The following is an 18317-nucleotide window of genomic DNA, read 5'->3' on the forward strand; positions in this document are numbered from 1 at the left end:
AATAGTCTCGTGCGATCGCCCGAGTTGCGGACAAAGCTACCCAAATAGTCAAGGATGGGTAGCTTTGTCCATAAATTAAGTTACAGTTTCAAACCCCGTGCTGAGTACAGCTATGGCGATCGCCTCCGAGGGGGAACAGAGATAATGACCGCCACTACCATCATGCCGTCATTTGTTTCGGATTTAACGGCTCAACTCGCTCCCGAAACCACCGCATCCCACACCATTGTTTTGCAACCCAAGGGCTGTCTCGGTGGCATCGCTGTCCTAGATTTCCAAATTAATTTGGAGCAAGCTTTGGAAATGGCCGCTCTGAGAGTTGTTGTGGATATGCAGCAAGTGGATGTTGTCGCCCCAGATGGAATAGCCGTGCTGGCCCGAGGGCTGGAGTTAGCAGCTATACTCGGCAAGTCGATCGTCTTTGATTCTATAGATTTAGCCACCTATATAGGTTTGAGAGCCGAGTGGAGGATCTCGCGCGAAACTTGTTTTGGCCCTTGGGGCGACTTGTTCGAGGGGGAATTCGAGCAATTTTTGACAGACAAAATGTTGCGATCGCTTCCTTGTGAAGCGGTAAAACCTACTTTTTTACAATTTGCAAAATTATATCTTCCAACCGGTTGATGTCCCAGGGATCGATTGTCATCTATATTCATAACAATTACCCGGAAGTGCCAGTCTAGCTTTCAAGCTAACATCTTGAAAGCGCGGCTGGCTTTATCTTACTACGTGAACTCAGCAATTCCCAGCAGAAAGATTAAATTGTCTGGACGCCAGGGCTTCAGTTGACAGTTGACAGTTGACAGTTGACAGTTGACAGTTTCAGAGCGACCTCTACCTGGAAGGAAGAGGATTGGAGTAATGAATCGTCTGATTTTAATTTCTCCCGATCGCGCTTGGCGCTTTCAACCAATTCTTTCTGGTATCAAAATAATTTCATCAGAATCAAGCCCAAAACCTTTACAGAGCAAGGATTTTGCAATTCTAAAATCTAAAATCTAAAATCTAAAATCTAAAATCCTATGACTATGGTTGAACCAGTTGCAGAGTTAAATGAACCTCTCTGTCTTCAGACTCCTGAAATACTAGAAAAGACAATATCTCCGCTCGTTCTACCTCCAAAAACAGCTCTCAAAATTTCTAAACAAGACATTCGAGCCACCCTCAAAGCCTCAACTATAGAGGGAGTTTTTGCCGCTGTCTTCGAGTCGGCGACTACCGGTCTGCTGCTGAGCAACTTCTTGCTGCAAGTCGGCGCGAGCAGCGTGGAAATAGGTATATTATCTGCTATTCCGATGCTGGTAAATCTCCTGCAACCATTAGGAGCATACATCGCCGATCGCACAACCAGCCGCCACTGGTACAACCTAGGAATATTCGGCGTGTCGCGGCTGCTGTGGCTAGTGCTCGTCATCGCAATTGTTTGGGGCCGACAGCACGCAGATCCCCAACAATTGCTCCAGTGGACTCTGGTCACTGTCATCGCCGCTAGCGTGCTGGCAGCTTTTGCTACTTCTAATTGGTTTAGTTGGATGGCTGCGGTGGTTCCTCACCGTTTGCGGGGACGCTATTTTGGATTTCGCAACAGTGCTACTAGCTTAGTTACTTTGCTAGGAGTGCCACTGATGGGACTGTTGATGTCAACTTGGGGCGCAGATCCAATTTTGGGCTACGGTGTGGTTTTATTTTTGGGTGTTGTGGCGGGAATGATTAGTTTGGGGTATCAATTCTTCATGGTGGATGTGAACCCGCAGGCATACCCAAAAGATGCAGAGAGCGATCGAGTTCCCGACAAAAAAGAAAAAATTATAACAGATTTTGTGCCTTCGGTGCTGAAAAATTCTAATTTTTTAATGTTTTTGATTTACTTTAGCGTGTGGACGTTTGCAGTTAATCTCAGCGCGCCTTTTTTTAATATCTACCTGCTAAAAGATTTAAGCTTGGATGTCAGTTTGGTAACGGTTTACAACAGCTTGAGTTCCGGGGCAAACCTGCTGCTGTTGATGTTTTGGGGCAAGTTGGCCGATCGCTGGGGAAATCGCCCCTTGCTAATTGCGGTGGGGCTGGTGGTAGCGGTGACGCCTTTGCTGTGGTTGGGTACGGGCAATTACCCGTTTGCGGTGTGGGTGTGGTTGCCGCTGCTGCACTTGCTCGGGGGAACGACTATAGGGGCGATCGGGCTGTGTACGAACAATATTCAAATGGAGATAGCGCCGATCGAACAACCATCGACTTATTTTGCGATCGCCGCAGCAGTTTCGGGAGTAACTGGGGCTTTGGGAACTACCGCCGGCGGCTTTCTTGCCGAACTTCCGGGCATGAGTTTGGGCGCACTGTTTGCCCTTTCGGCTGCTGTGAGGCTGGTGGGCTTGCTGCCTTTAATTTTGGTTCGAGAACCGCGTAGTTTGTCGCTAAGGGCGATCGTCCCAACTTTTCTACGGTTCAAATTCAACGATTAATATAATGTCCTCCGAGAACGATCGTCCGGTTTGATCGTTCGGACTTCAGCCCGCATCATTACTATAACTAACCAGTTTGATCGTTCGGACTTTAGTCCGCATCATTATTACGACTAACTGGTTTGATCGTTCGGACTTTAGTCCGCATCATTATTAGGACTAAAGTCCTTACTACAAACCGTTACAGATTCCGGGCATTGACAAGCGAATTTCTGCATGTGGTACCCGCCACGTGATTTATCCGTGGAATCAATCCCAAATCGAAAATCGAAAATCCTCTCTTCCCCCGAATTTATCGGTGGGGTCGCCTCTAAAATCTAAAATCTAAAATCTAAAATCGATTGACCGGACATAAATAATATAACGGCCAACAATTAACTGTTAAAAGTTAATTATTGACCGTTACAAAGCTTTTTTCAGCCTTCAGCATAGCCGTTTATTCGTAAAAAATTAGTCCTCAGTCCTTAACCCTCAGTATTCAGTAACAATTAACTAATAACTAGAGACGAACCCAATTATTAATTTTTTGCTAGCAAGTAACTGATGACGTTGGAGGTTCGCGAGCGGGGACGCTCGCAAAACATGACTAATAAATTAAGCTTGACGCGAGTAGTATTCAACCACTAGCAGTTCATTAATCTGAAGAGCAATCCACTCACGTTCGACAACGCCGTTAACTTTGCCAACCAGTTTTTGCTTGTCAAATTCCAAGTGACTGGGCAAGTGAGCCAAGCCTGGGTCTTTGAGATTAGCTTCAACCATTGTGCGAGAGCGTTCTCTATTTTTGACTGCAATCACTTCACCAGGCTTGCACTGATAGCTAGCGATGTTGACTTCACGATCGTTCACAGTAATGTGACCGTGATTTACCAATTGTCTAGCGGACGGAATGGTTGGAGCCATTCCCATCCGAAACACAGTATTGTCCAAGCGCATTTCCAAAAATTGCAGTAACACTTGACCTGTGGAACCCGTCACACGGCGGGCTTTGCGGACATAACGGAGCAATTGGCGTTCCGTCACACCGTAATTGAAACGTAGTTTTTGCTTTTCTTGTAAGCGAACCGCGTACTCAGAGAGCTTTTTGCGGTTTTGACCGTGCTGCCCAGGCGGATAATCCCGTCTGGGAGTTTTGCGGGTTAGACCCGGCAACTCTTTCAGGCGACGGACGATTCTTAATCGGGGGCCTCGATATCGAGACATTTATTTTCCTCTCTAATCTCTGTATGCAATTTTATGCAGACTCTATATTATATGTTGATAAGGGTGAAAATTCTAACAAAAATCGATAAAAAAAATCGATCGACCGCAGCCATCCGTAATGTGCGGTAAATTTTGAAGTAAAAGCCGATCGAGCGATCGACCCAACCAGCCCAAAAAACTCACAAACCGAGCTGCCATGCAAAACCCCAATTTTTTCCGCACTGCTTCCCCAAAGCCAGCACCGCGCTGGATGTTGGCTCTCGGCACTCCCTTAGTCGCGCTGAGTTTGTTGACAGCAGCACTGCCAATCTCGCCAGCATCAGCCATCACCCTGAGATTCCCCCGAACTCAAAATCCCTATCGCGTCTGCGCTAAGGAACTAATCGAAGCGGGAATCGGTGCCGAGGAAGCAGCAGCAGCTTGTGCCGACGCGCTCCACCCCCGCGACATATCCAGATGCGCCCTCCAAATCAGCCGCAAAACCAATATTTCTGGTCTCGAAGCGCTCTCTAGTTGTCGGCGGGTGAGGCGCCCCGACGAATTAACTACTTGCGTGGTGAATATTAATAGCAAAACTAAAACTCAACCTGCTGCTGCCCTGTTAGTTCTTGATGGGTGCCGCCGCAGTTTATTGCCAGAACTATTTGCTGAATGCGTAGTCGGGTTGAGCGGCAGGCTCGACTTTCCCACGGACAGGTTAGTTGCCACTTGTCTCGATCCCAGGGGCACAGTGAGTCAGTTGGACGGGCGTCCTGCACCGACACCTCCTACGGAGCTAATTCCACCGCCTTCGCGACTCAATTAATTAGTTATGGGTAGTTGGGAAATGGTAATTAGGTACGTAGTTGCGCTTCAGCGCTCTTATCTTATATATAACGAAGAGCGCTGAAGCGCAACTACATACCTTTGATGTGACAATTACTTCCAGGACTGTTTGTAATTCTTCGCTCTTGTCTTATATATAACAAAGAGCGCTGAAGCGCAACTACATACCTTTGATGTGACAATTACTTCCAGGACTGTTTGTAATTCTTCGCTCTTGTTTATATAAACAAAGAGCGCTGAAGCGCAACTACGTACCTTTGTAATTCTTCCCTCTTCCTTCTTCCTTCTTCCTTCTTTTTTATAATCAAATGTCAGAAGTTTTTGGTCAAATTACAGTCGAAGAATTAGGTTGCAAATTAGCAGAAACCAATGCTGATAAATTGCAGCTTGTAGACGTGCGCGAACCTTACGAAATTGAACTCGCAGCGCTGCCGGGATTTGTGGCTTTTCCGCTGAGCGAGTTTGCCCAATGGTGTGGTGATATTGACGATCGACTAAATCGCGACACAGAAACCCTGGTGCTGTGCCACCACGGAGTGCGATCGGCTCAAATGTGTCACTGGTTGAGCGATCGAGGCTTTAACAACGTTAAAAATATCGTTGGTGGCATCGATGCTTACTCAATATTGGTCGATCGCACTGTGCCGCGCTATTAATCTGATGCCCGCTCCAACTACCGCAATATAGGTTCTATCGTTCGGAATGCAAGTCCTCACTACGAACCGGATGCGGACTAAAGTCCTCACTACGAACCGGATGCGGACTAAAGTCCTCACTACGAACCGGATGCGGACTAAAGTCCTCACTACGAACCTTTGTTTATTATCGGGTTTGGGCTGACAGGATCTGAATCCTAATTAACAGCAGCAAATCGAAAATTTAACAGCGTGCTCATAGTGAGCCGATCGCGCCCGTGCCTTTTTGAGTCATAAAGAGCCTCATCAGCCGCCAGTACCAGCGTTGCTGCATCATTTTCCGGGCCGGGAACAACGCTAGCAATTCCCAAACTAATTGTCACCACAGAATTAGGCAAACATTCAACACTCTCCGGGTTAAAAACAATATTCAAAGCTTTAACTTTCGCTCTAATGCGTTCGGCAACCAGCAGAGCGCCCGCTGCATCTGTTTGAGGTAAAACGATCGCAAATTCCTCACCGCCGTAGCGAGCAGCTACATCAGCAGGACGCTGGAGCGATCGGCGAATTGCCTGAGCTACCGATCGCAAACAACTATCTCCAGCTTGATGTCCGTAGGTATCGTTATAAATTTTGAAATAATCGATGTCGCACAAAATTAAAGATATCGGAGACTCATCGCGAGCATTATGTTTCCATTCCGCTCGCAAGCAACTGTCAAAATGTCGTCTGTTGCCAATTTGGGTAAGTTCGTCCACATTAACCAAAGCTAGCAGTCTTTCATTTTCTTGCTGCAACTCCTCAAAACCTACAGCCGAGAAACCGTCCTCGCATAAATTTTGCTCTTGAAAATACAGCCGATATAATTCGCAAGATAAACTACAGTTATTGCCCGCTAATTTGACAAGTCCCATGCTATCTAACTGATAGGCCATTAAAGGTTCGAGGTGAATGCTATTTTTAACATCAAGAACCTGTTGGAATGCCCAGGCGAGTTCTGGCTGCTGCTGAATGGCGATCGACTGATTCCGCAAGTAGTCGCTATAAATTCCGCTTTGAGTAGGAGCTGCTTTTAATAGTTCTTCCAACTCGGCTCGCCCCAGCTCCTCCCCAGACTCATTCTCCCCAACCGACAGGCGGTTTTGCTGTAAAATTGCCAGGTGATAAAGCGCTAAATGCACTAAATAAGGATGACCGCCTACCATTTGCATTAATTGCTCGACGGGATAGCTGTCGTTCCAGTTCAGTCCGTGGCGGCGCGCCAACTCTTGGACTTGTTCGGCACTAAATTCTGAGAGTTTAATCGGCAGCCCTACATTGAATGGAGATTGATTGAGACTCAAAGCAATATAAATTTCTGTCGAGTGAATGACCGCGATTCGCAGTTTTTCCCAGGTTTCGCTCTGTCGCGCTTGTTCGTACCAAAAACGGAGCAGCGGCAGGAATTCTTGAGCGATATTGGCGCGTTCAAATACTCGGTTGACTTCGTTGAGTACCAAGACTAGGGGACTGTCAATTTGTTCGAGCAAATAGTTCTCAAAGTAAAGAGAGCAGCTTACTTTGCTGCCCATATCTTCATCCCAAATTTCATCGAGATTTGGTTCGAGTTTGAGTTGGCGAGCGACATTGACACACAGCCAGCGCAAAAATTTATCTAAGGTAGCAAAAACTGCTTCGTCAGCTTGCTGAAAGTCTACAGTGACTGTGCGGTATCCGCGATCGACCGCAGCTTGAATTATCCGCAGCATCAGCGAACTTTTGCCCATTTTTCTGGGAGCTTTAATCCGAATCAGACTCCCTGGCTTGCTAATTTCTGCACAAGCTCGGGCTTCGACGGGCGATCGATCGATATAAAATCGAGAGTCAAGCGGTATTGGGCCCCCAGGAAATTCTAGGTCTGCAACCGTTTGGATTAAATTTGGTGATTTTGGGATTCCTGCCATAGTGCATCCGCGAGGCGATACCCTGACTGTATCTTACCTTTGTCAGATTAGGGGGGCAGAGGATCGGTGTCAAAGACTTATTGACAATCCGACAAAATGTAAGTTTTTCAGCACTTCCCGGAACTGACTTTGCTATAGTAGTGTCACTTTAGCTAATCTCAAACCCTGCCTAAACTCGCACCAGACCGACACAAATTTTCTGGCGACCGAGACGCGATGATTCTGCGCCTCTACCTGAAAAGTCAGTCGTCTGTCGCCAATGTCAAGCAGATTCGCACGAATAGGAGAAATAATCATTGTCACGCCGCTACCTGTTTACCTCTGAATCGGTCACTGAAGGCCATCCCGATAAAATCTGCGATCAAATTTCAGACACTATCTTAGATGCCTTGCTGACCGAAGACCCTAAAAGTCGCGTCGCAGCCGAAGTTGTCGTCAACACGGGTTTGATGCTGCTGACGGGCGAAATTACCACCAAAGCTCAGGTAAATTACATAGAATTGGCGCGGAAAAAAATAGCCGATATTGGCTACATCCACGCTGATAACGGATTTTCTGCCAATAGCTGCTCGGTTTTGGTGGCTTTGGACTCTCAATCTCCCGATATTGCTCAAGGGGTGAATACAGCCCACGAAAGTCGCGAACAGTCCAGTGAAGAGGAGTTGGATGCGATCGGCGCTGGCGACCAAGGCTTGATGTTCGGTTTTGCTTGCAACGAAACGCCGGAATTGATGCCTTTACCGATTAGTTTAGCGCACCGGATTTGCCGTCAACTGGCCGCAGTCCGCAAAACAGGTCAATTGCCTTACCTGCGTCCGGACGGTAAAAGCCAAGTTACCGTAACTTACGAAGACGGGAAACCTGTTGGTATTGATACGATCTTAATTTCTACCCAGCACACTGAGGCGATCGACGATATCACCGAAACAGCCGCGGTTCAAGCCAAGATTAAAGCAGATCTTTGGACTGCTGTTGTCCAACCCGTGTTTGCCGATATTAGCATCAAGCCGGATGCAGAAACTCGCTTCCTTGTCAACCCCACTGGCAAATTTGTCGTCGGCGGGCCTCAAGGAGATTCGGGTTTGACTGGCCGCAAAATTATTGTGGATACCTACGGCGGCTATTCCCGTCACGGTGGCGGTGCTTTTTCAGGGAAAGACCCCACGAAGGTAGACCGCAGCGCGGCCTATGCTTGTCGCTATGTTGCTAAAAATATTGTGGCGGCCGGTTTGGCAGAAAAGTGCGAAGTGCAGTTGAGTTATGCGATCGGCGTAGCACGCCCTGTTAGCATGATGATCGAAACTTTTGGCACTGGTAAAGTTGATGACGATCGCCTTTTGGAAGTTGTGAAGCAGCATTTTGAACTGCGTCCTGCGGGCATCATTCAGACCTTTAACTTGCAGAATTTGCCTGCGGAAAGAGGCGGTCGTTTCTACCAAGATGTAGCGGCTTACGGTCACTTCGGACGCACGGATCTAGAGTTACCTTGGGAGCAAACTGATAAGGCAGAGCTTTTGAAATCAGCTTTGAGCCAGCAGTTGTCTGGAGTAGCTGTATAGTAGAATGTTGGGGCGCGCCCTCCGCGCCCTTATTGCTTGATTATGGGTAATTAACAAAAGGTACGTAGTTGCGCTTGGGCACTCTTAGTATTAAGAGCGCCCAAGCGCAACAACATACCTAATTAAAAATGAACCTCTATCAGAGTGCCAGTTGGGTCGAGGAGTGATGATATAAGTTCCCTAGGGTTCGTCAGCAGTGCGTTTTTTTCTGTATAGGCGATCGGCTAATGGCTTGCACACTAAAAGGTACGTAGTTGCGCTTGGGCGCTCTTAGGAATCATGTAAAAATAAGTTGTGTAACTTTTTAATTGAAGCCTTTAAATTAGATACGGTTTAGCAATGCACTCGATCGAGTTATTTTTACACGCCTCCTTAGTATATGTAAGAGCGCTGAAGCGCAACAACATACCTAATGCCATTTTTTCCTTCTTTCCAGTCAACAATTCGCAGATTTGGTTCGGATCTAAAACAGCGATTTGCTGGTAAATTTTTATCACCAAATCCAGCAGCAATGCCGAGTTCGTTGGTGGCCGACAATACTGGAATGCGCGGCGTTTGGATACCCAGCACTGACTGCAAAGTTCTCACCTCAAAACAGCGGATTGCTGAGGCAATGAATTTTCTTGCAGATACGGGATTTAATACAGTATTTCCTGTAGTTTGGAACCGGGGTTTTACGGCTTATCCTTCTCAAATAATGCGCGAACAATTTGGGGTTGAAATTGACGCGCGCTATCAAGGACGCGACCCTTTGGGAGAATTAATTGTTGAGGCTAATAGAGTTGGTTTAAAAGTTATTCCTTGGTTTGAATACGGATTTGTGAGTTCTTACAATCTCAACGGCGGTCATTTGCTGGCGAAGAAACCGGAATGGGCGGCGCGCGATTGTAATGGCAATTTACTTAAGAAAAATAAGTTTGAATGGATGAATTCTCTTGACCCGGAAGTGCAAGATTTTTTGCTGGGGTTGATGCTGGAAGTTGCGAGGAATTATCCGGTACATGGCGTTCAAGGAGACGATCGCATTGCACTACCCTGTGAAGGCGGTTATGATGAAAAAACGGTTAAACGCTACCGCCAAGAGTGCGGGAGAGAAGCGCCACATAATTGTAGAGAGCAACATTGGCTGCACTGGCGCGCTGATATAATTACTGATTTTGTCGCTCGCTTGCACCGAGAATTGAAGGCGATTAATCCAGATTTGTTGCTGTCAATGTCGCCGAGCCCCTATGACTGGGGATTCGTAGAATATTTGCAAGATTCTCAAGCTTGGGTTGACAAAAAGTTGGTTGATATGCTTCACCCGCAGTTTTATCGCCGCGATTTTAACGGTTACAAACAATTGCTCGATCGACTGATCGATCGACAACTTACCTGCGAGCAAGTGTCCTGTGTGTCTCCCGGTATCCTGTTGGCGAATCGAGGGAGCAATTATAGCATGAATCCGGAGCTGTTGTTGCAAGTAATTGCTTACAACCGTGCTCGCGGCGTTCCAGGAGAAGTGCTGTTTTTTTACGAAGGTTTGCGGGATAACGATAATGCTTTGGCTGAGGCTTTGAAAAATGGGCCCTACGGTTGACACTCTCCCGGAATCGGGCTGTTTCCGGTTTGTTGCGTTCAACGGAGTCGATCGATATCTCAAGCCAACTTGGTATAAAATGATATAGCGCAGAGCAAGTCTAGCAAACAGTGCATCGATGCCAAGCAGCAAGCGCTACTAATGGTTAAGCCGATCGCCCAAAAAACAGATAATCAATCTTTGGGGAGTTGTTAAAATAGTCTAATCGGACATATTTTATAAGTGGTGCAAGTTTTTTTATCAGTTGAGTTTTGTAGGTGCAGGCGTATTTTCTTAAAGAAACCGAGTTTAAAAAGAGCAATCTCAAACGATCGCCAAAATATGAGGATAAATGAATGAACTCAGTAGCAACCCTCATCCAACAGCTACCAGAGCTCAGCGATGCTGAATTCAACCAAAAATATTTGAAACAAAAACAAGGGATGCACACCTTGGCGACAATATTGCCGCAAGTAGAACAGCAAAGCCAGGCTTTGCGCGCAGTAAAATTAGCCCTAAAAGTAAATTTAAAACTCGGCTCGAAGCTAGCAGGAATGGTAAAGCCGGAGTTTCAACTAAAAACAGTAAGATTAATCGTAAAAATTAAAACTTCGCTGCCGCTCAAAATTCAACTGCTGGCACTAACAAGTTCCGATATGGCAATTCCAATGCTTGTCAAAGCATTGAACCACAAAGACCGTGCCGTGCGCCTTCATTGCATTCGGGCGATCGGCCTCATTGGCTCTAGGGCGGCAGTAATTGAATTAGCGCGGGTGCTCGAATCTGCCGATTCCCAAGCGCAAGCTTGGGCCGCTTGGGCCCTAGGAGAAATTGACTCGAAACCAGCAGCCGCAGCACTGATCGAAGCCCTCAACCACAAAGCCGCCGGAGTGCGCGCCTGGGCGGTTTGGGCCTTGGGTAAAATTAACCCCAAAATAGCCGTCCCCACCACGATCAAAGCCTTGAAACATCAAGACTCAGAGGTGCGCTGGCGGGCCGCCGTAAACTGCGGGAAAATCGGCGTGGCTGAGGTAGTTCCGGGGCTGCTGAATGCCCTCAGAGACGAAAATCACCTCGTCCGTGCTAGGGCGGCCGCGGCTTTGGGGAAAATTGGCGATCGCGACGCAGTACCCCGCTTAGTAGAATTGCTTCACGAACCCGACTCCTATGCCGTTTCTTTGAGGGCCGCCGAGGCTTTGGGACAAATCGGGACCGAAACGGCTGTGGCCGGGCTGCTGCAAGCCCTCAACCACGAGGACTCAGATGTGCGCGGCAGTGCAGTTTCTGCCTTGGGGGAAATCAGCAGCGAGGTGGCTGCGGTGGCGGTAATGCGATCGCTCTCGGATCGAGACATTTTCGTGCGCGGCAGGGCGGCTGTTGCACTCGGGAACATCAATATAGCCGGAGATGCTAACTTGCAAAAAATGGTGGCTGCGGGACTGGCGATCGCCCTAGGCGACAGCGAATCCTATGTGCGGTGGAGAGTTGCTGATGCTTTGGGGCAGATTGGGACAGACGAGGCTGTAGCAGGTTTGGTGCGACTGCTGGAAGACGAAACCTCTGGAGTGCGCCAAAAGGCTGTTAAATCCCTCGGTCAAATTGGCTCTCGTGCTGCTCTTTTGGCTCTGGAAGCAGCTTTAAAACGCCAATTTGCTGACGTTCGCGCCCTCGCCGCCCAATATTTGCCGGATGTCGGCGCTGAGGTAAAAACAGTTTATTTTGAGCAGGAATCTGCTACGGATGTCTCGGGTGAAAAACTGTCGCAAATCCAGATTGCTTCGGAAGCAGAAGCCACCGAATATATTATCGATCGCCCTGCGGGCCGGAATCTCCAATACTTAATCTCGATCGGCACTCCGGGCGTACCAGATCCCAAAACTTTTCACAAAGTCCCTAACCGATTGCGGTTAGAATTTAACGACCTCGAAACCCCCGTTGACGACCCCGATCGCGTCTTGGCTACAATTGATGACGTACTCCAAATTATTGACTTCGCCCGCCAAATATCGGCGCACCCCGGCAAATTGCTCGTCTGCTGTCAAAGTGGCATCAGCCGTTCAACAGCCGCAGCTTTGACTGTTTGTGCTGCCCTGTTGGGCCGGGGCAAAGAACGGGAAGCTTGGGCCGTGGTGCTTGCCGCCAGAGCCCAAGCCAGGCCAAATCGCTGGATTGTGCAATTGGCCGATGAAGCTTTGGGTAGAAATGGGAAGTTATCCGATTTTAGATTTTAGATTTTAGATTTTAGATTTGGGAATAACTTATTTTCTAAGGGTTTGAAGCTTGCTTAACGTTGCATTATTTTTTTGAACTGGTATTGTAAAACTTCATTGAGTTTATAAGCAATTATAAACAATAATGGTATTATATTGTTGAGAGTGTTTAACAAGGAATACGCATAGCCCAAAGAACGGAAGTCTCAAATGCAATTAGCAGAAAGGCATATCATTAAATCAACGGAACCTCGTTTTGTCGAGATTGACCAACTAGCATTCAAGTCCAAAAATCTGTACAATGCCGCCAATTATGTCATTCGTCAGAACTTGATTTATGGATGGGGCTACGTCAATTACAACGAGATGAACCGATTGATGAAGTCTCAGGTCGCATACAAGGCTTTGCCTGCTAAAGTAAGTCAGCAAATATTGATGGTGCTAGATCAGAATTGGAAATCGTTTTTTGAAGCCGTCAAAGCTTACAAAGCTGACTCTTTAAAATTTACGGGTCGTCCAAAGTTACCTAAATACAAGGACAAGGTTAAAGGTCGAAATATCCTTATTTACACGATTCAGGCGATTAGCAGTAAACAGTTGAGAAACGGAATTGTCAAACTTTCTGGTACTGAATTTTCAATTAAAACTAAAGTCAATCCTGACCGGATTTGTCAAGTTAGGTTGGTTCCAAAATGCGATTCTTATGTAATTGAGGTGATTTACAATGCTTGTACTGAGCGTAGTCGAAGTGAACCGGAGTCCACCGCTAAAAATAACAATTTTGTAGCTAGTATTGATTTAGGACTGAATAATTTGGTGGCGTTAACTTCAAATCAACCGGGTTTGATCCCACTGTTGATTAATGGACGACCATTGAAATCGATTAACCAGTTCTATAACAAGCGTAAAGCACAATTGCAATCCCAATTGAAAGGGAGGCGCCAAACATCGTCACGCATTCAACGCTTAACTCGCTGCCGCAATCAAAAAGTAGACAATTACTTGCATCATACAAGTCGCACGATTGTCGATATTCTGGTCGCACAACAAATTGGGACGCTAGTAATTGGCAAGAATGCACAGTGGAAAACCGAGATCAATATGGGGAAGCAAACTAACCAAAACTTTGTCAGCATTCCTCACGCTCGATTAATTGAGATGCTGGAATACAAAGCTTTTTTAGTTGGAATCAAGGTAATCGTACAGGAGGAATCTTTTACCTCCAAAGCCAATTTCTTGGGCTTAGATCCAATTCCTGTTTACGGAAAAACAAAAACAGAACCTGTATTTACCGGAAAACGGATTAAACGAGGTTTGTACAAAACATCGACTGGTCAGTTAATTAATTCTGACGTGAACGGTTCTTTTAACATTCTCAGAAAAGCAATCCCAAATGCGTTCGGCGATGGGATACGTCGTGGGCGTAGTTCAGCCGAGGCGGGTTAATCCGCTCAAAGTAAAAGTGAAGGGGGAGGGAATTGAAGCCTCCCATGTCTATAAATGACTATACTTTTACCAGCTATTAATAGGAGCGATCGAATTAACTGTCGGCACAGAGAGAACTCGCAAGTGCAACAGTTAACCGTAGAAACGCGGTTTCTTTTCGTAAGCCCTAAAGTTATACTCGATTTACACGACTTGCGGGGCAGCGATGCCAAAAGTCGATCGCTCTTAGTGCAGAAGCGCGATCGGCAGCCACATTTGTCACATTCTGTGGTATGTATTAGTCGGATACGCAACAAAAACCGTCAAGCAATCGTCGCATTGCTGGTAGCAACACCCCAAAGCTGAGGAATCGGGTGCATTGTCAAGAGACAATATCAGCTTTGGGCTACTCACAGGCAAAACGCATCAGACAGAATTTTCTGCCTGTAAAAATTCATGTGGCAATAATTCACTGCCGGGATAAATCTTTCTTTTTTTGCCTGCTGGAGACTTTTACCAGTCGAAAAAGTAATTTGGCAACAGCCATCAACAGCCTAATTATCTATTAGACATCAACCGAATTTAAGCTTCTGCCCTGACTCGACAAGAGTTTCAGATACTTTTTCGCAGATGTCTACTGGAAAACACACAAGCTTTTCCCTTTGGAGAACTTACGAGCGTGGTAAATTTTCACAGAATACAGCGGTTGCATATGTCAAAAACAAATTTGCTCAAAAAAACACGCAACGAAGTAGGTTTATCGGTTGGTGCTTGGCAAGGCAAGGGCGAGGCAAATCCAGATTTGCAACCATTGAGCCAGCAGGAAAAAGCTGTATTACCGCAAACAAATAACCCCGAAAATAGCAATTTAGGTAAACGGATGTGGCCCTTTATTTCCGCACAATTTGCTTCTGTAGAAACCGAACCCAAACAATCATCGCTCCACAATCTGGCAAAACAACCCTCCTTGAAACTTACCAAAAACTTGTCTTTTAAGCTTGGCTGTCTGCCCATAGACAAAAAAATCAGTGGCGGGTATTTGCTAGCAATAGGAATCGGATTTGTTGGCTCGCTGAGCGGACTCACAATCGCTGAGTACCACCAAGAAAAAGGATTGAGACAACTCAATGATGCTCACATACAAGCACAATTGATCGGTAACTTTAAAGATGCAGCACTGGCGGCACAATTGCAGGGAGCACAGCTAGATTCTTTTGTAGACAATTCCCCTAAGTTGGAACTGCAAAAACAGCAGTTTATCAACAGTATTGTTAAGGCTAAAAACCTGCGGTTGCGTATCGAAAAATTTGCCGAAAGCCAACCAGCTTGGCTCGCAGCCAAGCCGGAAGCTCTCAAAACTTTACTCCAAGATTGCACGGAAAATTTAGAATCCTACGCCGATACTCTCAACTCAACTTTGCTGCAAGTCCAGCAATCGCAACTGTCGCCTCGGAAGATAGAGTCGATCCGAAAATTGTTGGCCACAGAAAGCGGAGAAGGTGCAAAACAGCTTGAGGGACACCTTCAGGAATTGAGCAAAATCCTCGATATTGCCCAGCAGCAAGAGCGCCAAGGCGGTGCAGTGATGCAGGCTGCCCAAGGAATCGAAAAGGGCATAATTATGATTAGTATGCTGCTGTCGGTAGGGCTGGCTGGAATAGTGGCTTGCCGCACCAGTAGGGCGATCGCCAAACCAGTCGTCAGCGTCACTCAGGTGGCTCAACAAGTCGCCGCCGAGTCGAATTTTGATTTGCGAGCCCCCGTCAGCGGACAAGACGAAATAAGCTCGTTAGCTGTATCTCTCAATCACCTGATCGAGCGAGTTTCCGAACATACAAAAGAATTGGCACAAGCTAAGGAAGATGCTTTAGTGGCTACCACTGCTAAAAGCCACTTTTTAGCCAATATGAGTCACGAGTTGCGGACGCCTTTAAATGCGATTATCGGCTACAGTCAACTACTTTTAGAAGATGCCAGAGATTCCGGGTACAAAGATTTTGTTACCGACTTAGACAAGATTCAGAATGCAGGCACGCACCTGCTATCTTTGGTTAACGACATCCTCGATTTGTCAAAAATTCAAGCGGGGGGAATGAACCTCGACATCGAAGAGTTTGACATCGAATCCCTGCTCGATCACATGTCAATGGCGGTAAAATTGTCTTTACAACAGAATGGCAATGTTTTAGAAATAGAGTGTGACAGTCAAACTGTTGGCACTATGCACGCAGATTTAGCAAAAGTGCGAAAAGTCCTGCTGCACCTGCTGAACAATGCTGCTAAGTTCACCAAAAATGGGATAGTGAAAGTCAGCGTCAGCCGTGTTGAGGGAACCGGAGAATCGAATGTAGCGCATCTGTCGGGTGTTGAAAATTTAATGGTTGCGGGCGAGGCGAAATCGAGTTTGATTGCTTGTCCAGTTGCGAATGTTCAAGCATCGGATTGGATTTGCTTTCGAGTTAAAGATACCGGCATTGGAATGTCTCCCCAACAACAGCAAAAATTGTTTGAAGCCTTCGCGCAAGCTGATTCTTCGGCGGCGCGCCAGTACGGTGGGACTGGATTGGGGCTGACAATTAGCCGCCACTACTGTCAGATGATGGGCGGCGAGATTTTGGTAGAAAGCGAAGAGGGCAAAGGGTCTATTTTCACGATACGCATACCAGCAGGAAATAGTTAGTTAACACAGGGGTAGGGTGCGAAGCGAAAAACAGGAAAGAATCAAGCTCTTGGACACCCTACCAGTTGAATTGACTGGTGTATTGAATGTAGCTTTTCTGGGCGTGATGAGGTATGACTGCGATCGAGTTTCGTGAGTTTCTCGCCAGTTGTCTTACTTTTTGTCAATTGCCAATCTGTACCTGACTCACTTGAGAATTGCTATATAACTTCTGAAAGCTCGATCAAAGGTCAAATATTGAAGTGACTTTTGTATCAACATATTTCATGTCACCAGTAGTTCCTCCAGCAAAATGAAGGAAATAGTTATTGAAAAATGCTGTTGTTACACATTTAGAAATTAGTGAAGCCTTAGGATTTAAACCAATTTTTTGTAATCCCTTTTGTACTATGTTGTCTCTCGAACTTAGAAAGGGGTACAGAAATTGCTGGATTAAAGGCCAAGGCATATTGAATTTTGGAGAAATCCAGCACTCAATACCCTGCATCAATATCTCATAGCTCAATGGGCGCATTTCATAGTTCCATTCTCCCGAACCTTTGTCTTCATAGGAGTGATAAACATACTCCAGCAATTCTCGATGATAACGAGGAGAAAGCACCATAACTCCGGCTTGTACAACGGATTGAAATTCTGCATCTATCCCAAAACTTTTGTAAAAAGCTGTAGGAGAAAGGTTGTCTATGTATTCGATACCATTCTTAGACCAAAAATCATAAAGTCTTTTCAGGCAAATCTCGTGATCTGCTCTACTAGGAGTTGCATAATCATCGACTGCCCCAATCTTCTCTAGTGGAACTCCCTCGGTAATATCGGGACTGTTTGGGTTAATCAATATATCAGCATCGACCCAAACAACTTGATCGTATTTTTGAAGACTGGGTTCTGACAAAATTAAGCACTTTTGCCATGATGGATTTCTAGACTGAGCCTTGGACGAATTATCTAACGGTTGTGTCAAAACAACAACTTCAAATTGATATTTTTCAGCATAGTGCTGCCATAGAGACCTACAATGTTTCTCGAACATGAGTTCATAGTTCTTGCCTATTGCTAGCGTAACAAGTGCCTTTGCCACTCTATACTCTCCTTAGTTTATTCATTGAAGATTTACCTTTAAACCCTGAACGCGGAAATCTCCCACAAACACCTGATTCCACCCCAAAATGCCGCATATGGTTTGTCCTGTCAAGTTCTACTATAAAAAATTATCCAAATTTTTCAGTATCTGGGATTGGTAGTGTATAACGCAATACGCTTCGCCTAGGGGTTGTCGGAAGAGACAAACGCTCTTGTGCGATCGCTTCGGTAAAGGCTAGGAAAATAATCCCAGAGTCTATTTTTTACATCGTTTTGACTGCATGACAGTCTTAACCCAACCGTATGGGTGTATGGCGAGCTTCAATCATTTGTGCAAGTATTTAGGGGCGGTGTCCCAGGAGCTGAAATACCGATCGCAGCGGGATTTCCACTACAAACATTACAGGATTTTTGACTGCTGGCTATAGTATCATTTATAGTTCTGGATTACTGTATTTTTTCTGGTTGTCGATCGCCCCTATGGTCAGTAAGGGCCAAAAAATGCCCTATAAAGTGCTACCCATTCATCATCGCCACCCCTCCCTCAAGGTGATATTTAACACCAGTGCAGTAGATTCTCAATTCTCCAGCGATCGCGAATGGTGCGATCGATAGCTACTACATCACATAGCAGCCAACACTGACCAAGAAAATGGGATACAAGCCCCGTCCTTTTAGGACGGCTTTTCTTGATTTCTAATATACTCTTTCAATACTTCTAAGGGTGCGGCACCAACGGA

The 18317-nt window shown here is 46.1% G+C and carries 14 protein-coding genes and 1 pseudogene; 11 read left to right on the forward strand and 4 right to left on the reverse strand.

The features are described from left to right. The first annotated feature begins 54 nt into the window (after positions 1-54). From JGK14_RS29150 to JGK14_RS29160, 3 genes are all read left to right on the forward strand, one after another. Positions 55-624, forward strand: a complete 570-nt coding sequence (locus tag JGK14_RS29150; protein WP_293199217.1) for a hypothetical protein — start codon at positions 55-57, stop codon at positions 622-624. A gap of 237 nt (positions 625-861) precedes the next feature. Continuing rightward, positions 862-1002, forward strand: coding sequence for a hypothetical protein (locus tag JGK14_RS29155; protein ID WP_293186118.1), 141 nt, complete (start codon positions 862-864; stop codon positions 1000-1002). Positions 1003-1022: 20 nt separating this feature from the next. After that, complete coding sequence (locus tag JGK14_RS29160; RefSeq protein WP_293282261.1) at positions 1023-2459, forward strand: MFS transporter; 1437 nt, start codon at positions 1023-1025, stop codon at positions 2457-2459. A 594-nt stretch (positions 2460-3053) separates the two neighbouring features. Here JGK14_RS29160 and rpsD read toward each other — a convergent pair. Both rpsD and JGK14_RS29170 read right to left on the reverse strand, forming a co-directional pair. Further along, a complete protein-coding gene (gene rpsD, locus JGK14_RS29165; RefSeq protein WP_293208686.1) occupies positions 3054-3662 on the reverse strand; it encodes a 30S ribosomal protein S4 in 609 nt (202 codons plus the stop codon). A 72-nt stretch (positions 3663-3734) separates the two neighbouring features. Beyond that, the gene (locus JGK14_RS29170; RefSeq protein ID WP_293186122.1) at positions 3735-3860 is read right to left on the reverse strand and encodes a hypothetical protein; all 126 of its coding nucleotides are present in this window, start codon (positions 3858-3860) and stop codon (positions 3735-3737) included. Between JGK14_RS29170 and JGK14_RS29175 the strand changes: the two genes are divergently transcribed. Further along, on the forward strand, positions 3859-4467 hold the full coding sequence (locus tag JGK14_RS29175) for a hypothetical protein (protein ID WP_293208688.1): 609 nt from the start codon (positions 3859-3861) through the stop codon (positions 4465-4467). The two genes, JGK14_RS29170 and JGK14_RS29175, sit on opposite strands and share 2 nt — an antisense overlap. A gap of 328 nt (positions 4468-4795) precedes the next feature. Further along, a complete protein-coding gene (locus JGK14_RS29180; RefSeq protein ID WP_293186125.1) occupies positions 4796-5143 on the forward strand; it encodes a rhodanese-like domain-containing protein in 348 nt (115 codons plus the stop codon). 197 nt (positions 5144-5340) lie between these two features. On the opposite strand, the gene JGK14_RS29185 is transcribed toward JGK14_RS29180, so the two are convergent. After that, a complete protein-coding gene (locus JGK14_RS29185) occupies positions 5341-7065 on the reverse strand; it encodes an AAA-like domain-containing protein (protein WP_293199223.1) in 1725 nt (574 codons plus the stop codon). A gap of 296 nt (positions 7066-7361) precedes the next feature. On the opposite strand from JGK14_RS29185, the gene metK reads away from it, so the two are divergent. The 6 genes and pseudogenes from metK to JGK14_RS29215 all read left to right on the forward strand — a co-directional run bounded on the left by metK (position 7362) and on the right by JGK14_RS29215 (position 16497). Next, entirely contained in the window at positions 7362-8624 is a 1263-nt protein-coding gene (gene metK, locus JGK14_RS29190; RefSeq protein WP_293186127.1) for a methionine adenosyltransferase, read from the forward strand. 412 nt (positions 8625-9036) lie between these two features. Next, positions 9037-10203 carry a glycoside hydrolase family 10 protein gene (locus JGK14_RS29195; RefSeq protein WP_293199226.1) on the forward strand — a complete coding sequence of 389 codons (1167 nt, stop codon included), beginning with the start codon at positions 9037-9039 and terminating at the stop codon, positions 10201-10203. A 335-nt stretch (positions 10204-10538) separates the two neighbouring features. Next, entirely contained in the window at positions 10539-12413 is a 1875-nt protein-coding gene (locus tag JGK14_RS29200; protein ID WP_293186130.1) for a HEAT repeat domain-containing protein, read from the forward strand. Between the two features lie 189 nt (positions 12414-12602). Next, positions 12603-13896: pseudogene (locus JGK14_RS29205) on the forward strand (RNA-guided endonuclease InsQ/TnpB family protein). Then, positions 13893-14183, forward strand: coding sequence for a hypothetical protein (locus JGK14_RS29210; RefSeq protein ID WP_293186133.1), 291 nt, complete (start codon positions 13893-13895; stop codon positions 14181-14183). Before JGK14_RS29205 ends, JGK14_RS29210 begins: the two are co-directional and overlap by 4 nt. Positions 14184-14529: 346 nt before the next feature. After that, the gene (locus tag JGK14_RS29215) at positions 14530-16497 is read left to right on the forward strand and encodes a sensor histidine kinase (protein WP_293186134.1); all 1968 of its coding nucleotides are present in this window, start codon (positions 14530-14532) and stop codon (positions 16495-16497) included. Positions 16498-16720: 223 nt separating this feature from the next. Here the strand turns inward: JGK14_RS29215 and JGK14_RS29220 are convergent, their stop codons facing one another. Further along, entirely contained in the window at positions 16721-17575 is an 855-nt protein-coding gene (locus JGK14_RS29220) for a hypothetical protein (protein WP_293186135.1), read from the reverse strand. Positions 17576-18317: the final 742 nt, after the last annotated feature.

Source organism: Microcoleus sp. PH2017_28_MFU_U_A (assembly GCF_020738035.1).
Lineage (GTDB): Bacteria > Cyanobacteriota > Cyanobacteriia > Cyanobacteriales > Microcoleaceae > Microcoleus.

Coding starts and splice junctions, on each gene's coding strand:
- JGK14_RS29150 (WP_293199217.1), top strand. CDS start 55: ATGGGTAGCTTTGTCCATAAATTAAGTTACAGTTTCAAACCCCGTGCT.
- JGK14_RS29155 (WP_293186118.1), top strand. CDS start 862: ATGAATCGTCTGATTTTAATTTCTCCCGATCGCGCTTGGCGCTTTCAA.
- JGK14_RS29160 (WP_293282261.1), top strand. CDS start 1,023: ATGACTATGGTTGAACCAGTTGCAGAGTTAAATGAACCTCTCTGTCTT.
- rpsD (WP_293208686.1), bottom strand. CDS start 3,662: ATGTCTCGATATCGAGGCCCCCGATTAAGAATCGTCCGTCGCCTGAAA.
- JGK14_RS29175 (WP_293208688.1), top strand. CDS start 3,859: ATGCAAAACCCCAATTTTTTCCGCACTGCTTCCCCAAAGCCAGCACCG.
- JGK14_RS29170 (WP_293186122.1), bottom strand. CDS start 3,860: ATGGCAGCTCGGTTTGTGAGTTTTTTGGGCTGGTTGGGTCGATCGCTC.
- JGK14_RS29180 (WP_293186125.1), top strand. CDS start 4,796: ATGTCAGAAGTTTTTGGTCAAATTACAGTCGAAGAATTAGGTTGCAAA.
- JGK14_RS29185 (WP_293199223.1), bottom strand. CDS start 7,065: ATGGCAGGAATCCCAAAATCACCAAATTTAATCCAAACGGTTGCAGAC.
- JGK14_RS29195 (WP_293199226.1), top strand. CDS start 9,037: ATGCCATTTTTTCCTTCTTTCCAGTCAACAATTCGCAGATTTGGTTCG.
- JGK14_RS29200 (WP_293186130.1), top strand. CDS start 10,539: ATGAACTCAGTAGCAACCCTCATCCAACAGCTACCAGAGCTCAGCGAT.
- JGK14_RS29210 (WP_293186133.1), top strand. CDS start 13,893: ATGACTATACTTTTACCAGCTATTAATAGGAGCGATCGAATTAACTGT.
- JGK14_RS29215 (WP_293186134.1), top strand. CDS start 14,530: ATGTCAAAAACAAATTTGCTCAAAAAAACACGCAACGAAGTAGGTTTA.